The sequence below is a fragment of the uncultured Thiodictyon sp. genome, from assembly GCF_903828115.1.
Lineage (GTDB): Bacteria > Pseudomonadota > Gammaproteobacteria > Chromatiales > Chromatiaceae > Thiodictyon.
Window position 1 is genome coordinate 1 of record NZ_CAIKKU010000458.1, and the last position, 4835, is coordinate 4835.

Below are 4835 nucleotides of genomic sequence, written 5' to 3' on the forward strand. Positions count from 1 at the left end.
CCCAGGCCGCGACGGGTTGCCGCAATGGCGCGTGGCCGGAGTTATGATCAAGACCCGACGCCGCGGTAACCGGCGAGACCGCGGCACCCTGCGAGGCCAAAGCGCGGCGGGACGCCGCTCCCTCGCGGAAGCAGTCGGGGCGGGACACCCCGACGCCCCTTTCTTGGCTACACTTGCAGACTGCCCAGCAAACTCGTGGAACATCGCCATGCGCCGAGTCGTCTTCAATCAGAAAGGGGGGGTGGGCAAGTCGACCATCGCCTGCAACCTGGCCGCCATCAGCGCCGCGCGGGGGCGGCGGACACTCCTGGTTGACCTGGACCCGCAGGCCAACGCCTCGCGCTATCTGCTGGGCAAGGCGCTGGACACGCAGGAGAAGACGCTCGCCCACTTTTTCGACGATATCCTGGGCTACCGGATCTTCGGCGCCCGGCCGGTCGAGTATGTGGTGGCGACGCCCTTTCCCAACCTGAGTGTCCTGCCGTCCGATCCGCGGCTGGAGGAACTCCAGGTCAAACTGGAATCGCGCTACAAGATGTACAAGCTGCGCGAGGCGCTCGATACGCTCAAGGACTTCGACGAGGTCTTCATCGATACGCCGCCGGCGCTCAATTTTTTCACCCGCTCGGCGCTCATTTGCGCCGACACCTGTCTGATCCCCTTCGACTGCGATGACTTCTCGCGCCGCGCGCTGGTGACGCTGATGGACAGCGTGCGCGAGATCCAGGCCGATCACAATCGCGCCCTGCGGGTCGAGGGTATCGTGGTCAACCAGTATCAGGCGCGCGCCAATCTGCCGCTGCGCCTGGTCGATGAATTGCGTGCCGAGGGGCTGCCGGTGCTGGACGCCTTTCTGTCGGCCTCGATCAAGATCCGTGAATCACACACCCAGGCCTTACCGATGATCCATCTGGACCCCCGGCACAAACTCAGCCGGGAATTCGAGGCACTGTACGATCTGCTGACCGCCTGAGCCCGGGGCCGGCGCCCATCAGTAACGACTCAAGAACAAGTCACACACAACACAATCGTTGTCGTTGTCGTTGTCGTTGTCGTAATCGTAACCGGAGAAGCGCTGCAATTCGGCGTGCGAGAGAATCCGCGGCGCTACGATAACCTCGATTACGACAACGACAACGACAACGGCGCCGAAGGCACTCCCTAACGGACTTGTTTCACTGATTAATGAATCGTTCCTAAACGAGGCATTCCCATGCGCAATGTACCTGATCCCAACACCGTCGCGCGCATCGCGCAGGCCCTGCGCGGCGCCCGCCGCCTGCTGTTCATCACCGGCGCCGGCATCTCGGCCGACTCCGGCCTGCCGACCTATCGCGGTATCGGCGGCCTCTACAACAATCAGTTGACGGCGGAGCAGGTCCCGATCGAGACCGCGCTGTCCGGGGCGATGCTGGCGGCCAATCCGGCCATCACCTGGAAATATCTGCATCAGATCGAGGAGACCTGCCGCGGGGCGCGCTTCAACGACGCCCATGCCATCATCGCGCAGTGGCAGGAGCAGTTCGAGGTCTGGGTGCTGAGCCAGAACATCGACGGTTTCCACCGCGCCGCCGGCAGCCGCAATCTGATCGAGATCCACGGCGATATTCACGACCTGTTCTGCACCCGCTGCGACTATGAGACCAGCGTGCCCGATTACGCCGGACTCAGGCTGCCGCCGACCTGCCCGCGCTGTCATGCGCTGGTGCGCCCGCGGGTGGTGCTGTTCGGCGAGAACCTGCCGCCCGCGGCGATTGCGCAGTTGTATCGGGAACTGGAGCGGGGCTTCGATCTGGTGTTCAGCATCGGCACGACCAGCGTCTTCCCCTACATCGCGGGACCGGTCGTGCAGGCAAGCCAACGGGGCGTCCCGACCGTGGAGATCAATCCAGCCGACACGACCGTCACCAACGTCGTCGACTACAAGCTCGCCGCGGGCGCGGCGGTCAGTCTGCGGGCGATTCGCGAGGCCTATCTGAAGGCCTCGCCCCAGTAAAGGAGTCGGGGCGTCCCGCCCCGCGGCCTTGTCGTGCAAGTCCGGCCGCAGGGTGCCGGCCCGACTGTTGCGGTAACCGCGTCGGAGCCGAGGACCCGCCGACCGCTTCCAAGTGAGACCGGATCAACAGGGCGTTCCCGGACCGACCGGATCCAGGATGACGGTCAGCACCCCCGGCCCCTGACCCGGCCGGTGGGCCAGGGCGCGGACCCAGGGCAGGCGCAGCCGTGCGGCGAGCAGGGGCGGCAGCGGATGGATGGCGGCGGCGGGCAGTCGCACCCGGGTGACCGGCTCCTGGACCCGGATGCGCAGCGGCCCGCCCAGCCCCGCGACCAGCAACAGGCGCATCAGGCCCGGCGCCGCGGCGGGTAGTCCCAGCAGGTCGCCGATGGACGGCCAGCGTGGGTCGCGGTCCGCTTCCAGGGCCTGCACCCGGTCGCGCGGCAACGCCAGTTCGAGGGTGCCCCAGCGGAACAGAACCAGATCCAGGGCGTCTTGCGGGCTCATAACCCGTCGCGCCAGGCCGTGAACAGGCGCTCCAGGTCCAGGGCCAGGACCGCTCGGGCGCGGTGCTGGAAGACCCCGGTGACGAGCCCCGGCAGGCGTCCGGGAAGGTCGGCGGGCGGGGCCAGGATGGCGTCCGGGGCCAGTTCGAGCACATCGTCCACCCCATCCACCCGCAGGCCGCTCTGCATCGCGGCGGCGCGTCCGAGCAGGATCGCATTGCGGCGGGTGACGGGGCCGGGGGCGGTCTCCAGCAGCGCGTCGAGCCGCAGCACCGACCAGATGGTACCGCGGACCTCGATCACCCCTTCCAGGGCCGGCGGACAGCCCGGGACGAAATGGATGGGCGGCGTCTGCAGGATCTCCAGCACTTGCCGGCCGGGTAAGGCGAACGGCCGCTCGCCGATGCAGAAGACGACCCACTGCGCGGTGACGGCGGCGACGGCGACGCCCGCCTCCCCCTCGTGGGTGCGTTGGTCGAGGATGGCGTCCAAGGTCGCGGCTGGGGTGGGCGGATCGGCGGGGAGGGTCGGGCCGGGCTGGTACGCGACGCTCCCAGCCTGCACGGCGCTCCCCGTGTCCCCGGTGTCAGCGCCCATCCGCGCCCTCCCGCCCACCCGGGCCAAAATCCGCGGCGGTGGCGATCTCGACCCGGTCGCGCCCGCCCCGCTTGGCCCGGTACAGCGCGAGATCCGCCGCCTCGACCAGGGTGTCGGCACCGGCAAAGCGGGGGAAGGCGGCCACCCCGGCGCTGAAGGTGCAGGTGAAGGTGGCGTCCCCGGCGTAGAACAAGACCTCGGCGAAGCTTGCGCGCAGGGCATCGAGGATACCTCGGGCCTGGTGCCCGTCGACCCCGGGCAGGACCACCGCGAACTCCTCCCCGCCGTAGCGCCCGACCACGTCGGACTCGCGCAGGCGCATCCGCAGGCCCCGGCTGAGCGCCATCAGGACCTGATCGCCGGCCGGATGGCCGTAGGTGTCGTTGACCCGCTTGAAGCGATCCACGTCGATCATGGCAAAGCACATGGGACGCCCGTCGCGCCGGGCGTTGGCCACGCCCAGTTCCAGGAACTGCATGATCGTGTTGTGATTGAAGAGCCCCGTGAGCCCGTCACGCACCATCAAGGCGTGCAGGGTGCGCATCCGCTCGGCCCGCAGGCTGACCTCGGCGACCAGCCGACGGGGCTCCACCGGCTTGGTCAGGAAGCCGTCCGCGCCGACCTCCAGGGCCTTGAACTGGCGCTCCCGATCGGTCTCGGAGGACAGGAAGATGATGGGCAGACTCACATGCCCCGGCATCTGGCGCAGCACCCGCGCCAGTTCGGGCCCGGAGCACTCCGGCATGTACATGTCCATCAGCACCAGGTCCGCATTGAACCTCGGTGGTCTTGACCGGCTTGGTGCAGTAGGCGCTGCCGCCGGCCTTGACCACCTGCAGGCGCGCCTGGAAGTCGTCCCGACTGGAGATATAGAGGCTGGGGATGGACTGCCCGGTCGCGGCGCTCAGGGCCGCGAGTGCCGCGGGACCGGCGTGCTCGCCCTCGGGGAACATGACATCCATGATGACCGCGGCGGGCGCGCGCGCGCTCACCGCCGCGCGCATCTGCTCAAGGCTGGTCAGCGCCGTGACCGGGTAGCCGAAGCACGCCAACTGGGCGCACAACTGCTGGGCCAGATCGCCGTCGTCGTCGCACAGATAGATCAGCTTGTCCCGCCGCTGGGCGCCCGGCTCGGCCGCCCCATCCGCGGCTGGTCGCGGCGCCTGGGCCACGGCCCCCGGGGCCGGCGCGAGCGCCGCCGACAGCGGCTCGAAGCCGAAGTGCTCGGCGTGGTCAGCGGGAGCCGCGGGTCCGAGCGCCAGGGCCTCCAGACGCTCCAGGACTGCGACCAGGCCTGCGGTGAGCCCCGGTGGGGGCGCCGCGTCGGCCAGGGCGGCCTGGAGCAGCTCGTCGCCCTCCCGTGCCAACTCGCTGAGCGCCGTCAGGCCGAAGGAGGCGGCACTCCCCTTGACGGTATGCAGCGCCAGGTGCAACTGCACCAGGCCCGCCCGGTCCCCGGCGTGCGTCGGCGGCGCCGTCAACAGGGCGCGCGCGGCGTGCAGGCGCTGGGGCAACTGCTCCAGAAAGGCGGCTCGCAGCCGGGCCTTGCGTGCCTTGAAGGTTTCCGGTGGGACTGGTGCCATGGTTGTCGAATCGCCGCTTGGGTGCTGGGGAACGGTTCACTAATAAATTAAACAAGTCCATTAGGGAATGCTTGTCGCGCCATTGGCGTCGTCGTCGTTGTCGTTGTCGTTGTCGTTGTCGTTGTCGTTGTCGTTGTCGTTGTCGTAATCGTA

At 68.5% G+C, this 4835-nt stretch carries 5 protein-coding genes and 1 pseudogene; 2 read left to right on the forward strand and 4 right to left on the reverse strand.

Annotation, left to right across the window (positions count from 1 at the left end):
• The first annotated feature begins 208 nt into the window (after positions 1–208).
• A complete protein-coding gene (locus tag QZY48_RS16730) occupies positions 209–973 on the forward strand; it encodes a ParA family protein (protein ID WP_295432997.1) in 765 nt (254 codons plus the stop codon).
• Between the two features lie 240 nt (positions 974–1213).
• Complete coding sequence (locus QZY48_RS16735; protein ID WP_295433000.1) at positions 1214–1996, forward strand: NAD-dependent protein deacylase; 783 nt, start codon at positions 1214–1216, stop codon at positions 1994–1996.
• A gap of 123 nt (positions 1997–2119) precedes the next feature.
• Here the strand turns inward: QZY48_RS16735 and QZY48_RS16740 are convergent, their stop codons facing one another.
• The 4 genes and pseudogenes from QZY48_RS16740 to QZY48_RS34865 form a co-directional block, all read right to left on the reverse strand.
• A complete protein-coding gene (locus QZY48_RS16740) occupies positions 2120–2503 on the reverse strand; it encodes a hypothetical protein (protein WP_295433003.1) in 384 nt (127 codons plus the stop codon).
• On the reverse strand, positions 2500–3099 hold the full coding sequence (locus QZY48_RS16745) for a chemotaxis protein CheW (protein WP_295433005.1): 600 nt from the start codon (positions 3097–3099) through the stop codon (positions 2500–2502). Before QZY48_RS16745 ends, QZY48_RS16740 begins: the two co-directional genes overlap by 4 nt.
• A complete protein-coding gene (locus QZY48_RS34860; RefSeq protein WP_366929713.1) occupies positions 3089–3856 on the reverse strand; it encodes a diguanylate cyclase in 768 nt (255 codons plus the stop codon). Before QZY48_RS34860 ends, QZY48_RS16745 begins: the two co-directional genes overlap by 11 nt.
• Before the next feature lie 82 nt (positions 3857–3938).
• A pseudogene (locus QZY48_RS34865) lies at positions 3939–4682 on the reverse strand (Hpt domain-containing protein); the annotation flags it as partial.
• Between the last annotated feature and the right edge of the window lie 153 nt (positions 4683–4835).

Bases quoted from the DNA above. Each gene is read 5' to 3' on its own strand.
- QZY48_RS16745 (WP_295433005.1), bottom strand. From the start codon at position 3,099: ATGGGCGCTGACACCGGGGACACGGGGAGCGCCGTGCAGGCTGGGAGC.
- QZY48_RS16740 (WP_295433003.1), bottom strand. From the start codon at position 2,503: ATGAGCCCGCAAGACGCCCTGGATCTGGTTCTGTTCCGCTGGGGCACC.
- QZY48_RS34860 (WP_366929713.1), bottom strand. From the start codon at position 3,856: ATGGACATGTACATGCCGGAGTGCTCCGGGCCCGAACTGGCGCGGGTG.
- QZY48_RS16730 (WP_295432997.1), top strand. From the start codon at position 209: ATGCGCCGAGTCGTCTTCAATCAGAAAGGGGGGGTGGGCAAGTCGACC.
- QZY48_RS16735 (WP_295433000.1), top strand. From the start codon at position 1,214: ATGCGCAATGTACCTGATCCCAACACCGTCGCGCGCATCGCGCAGGCC.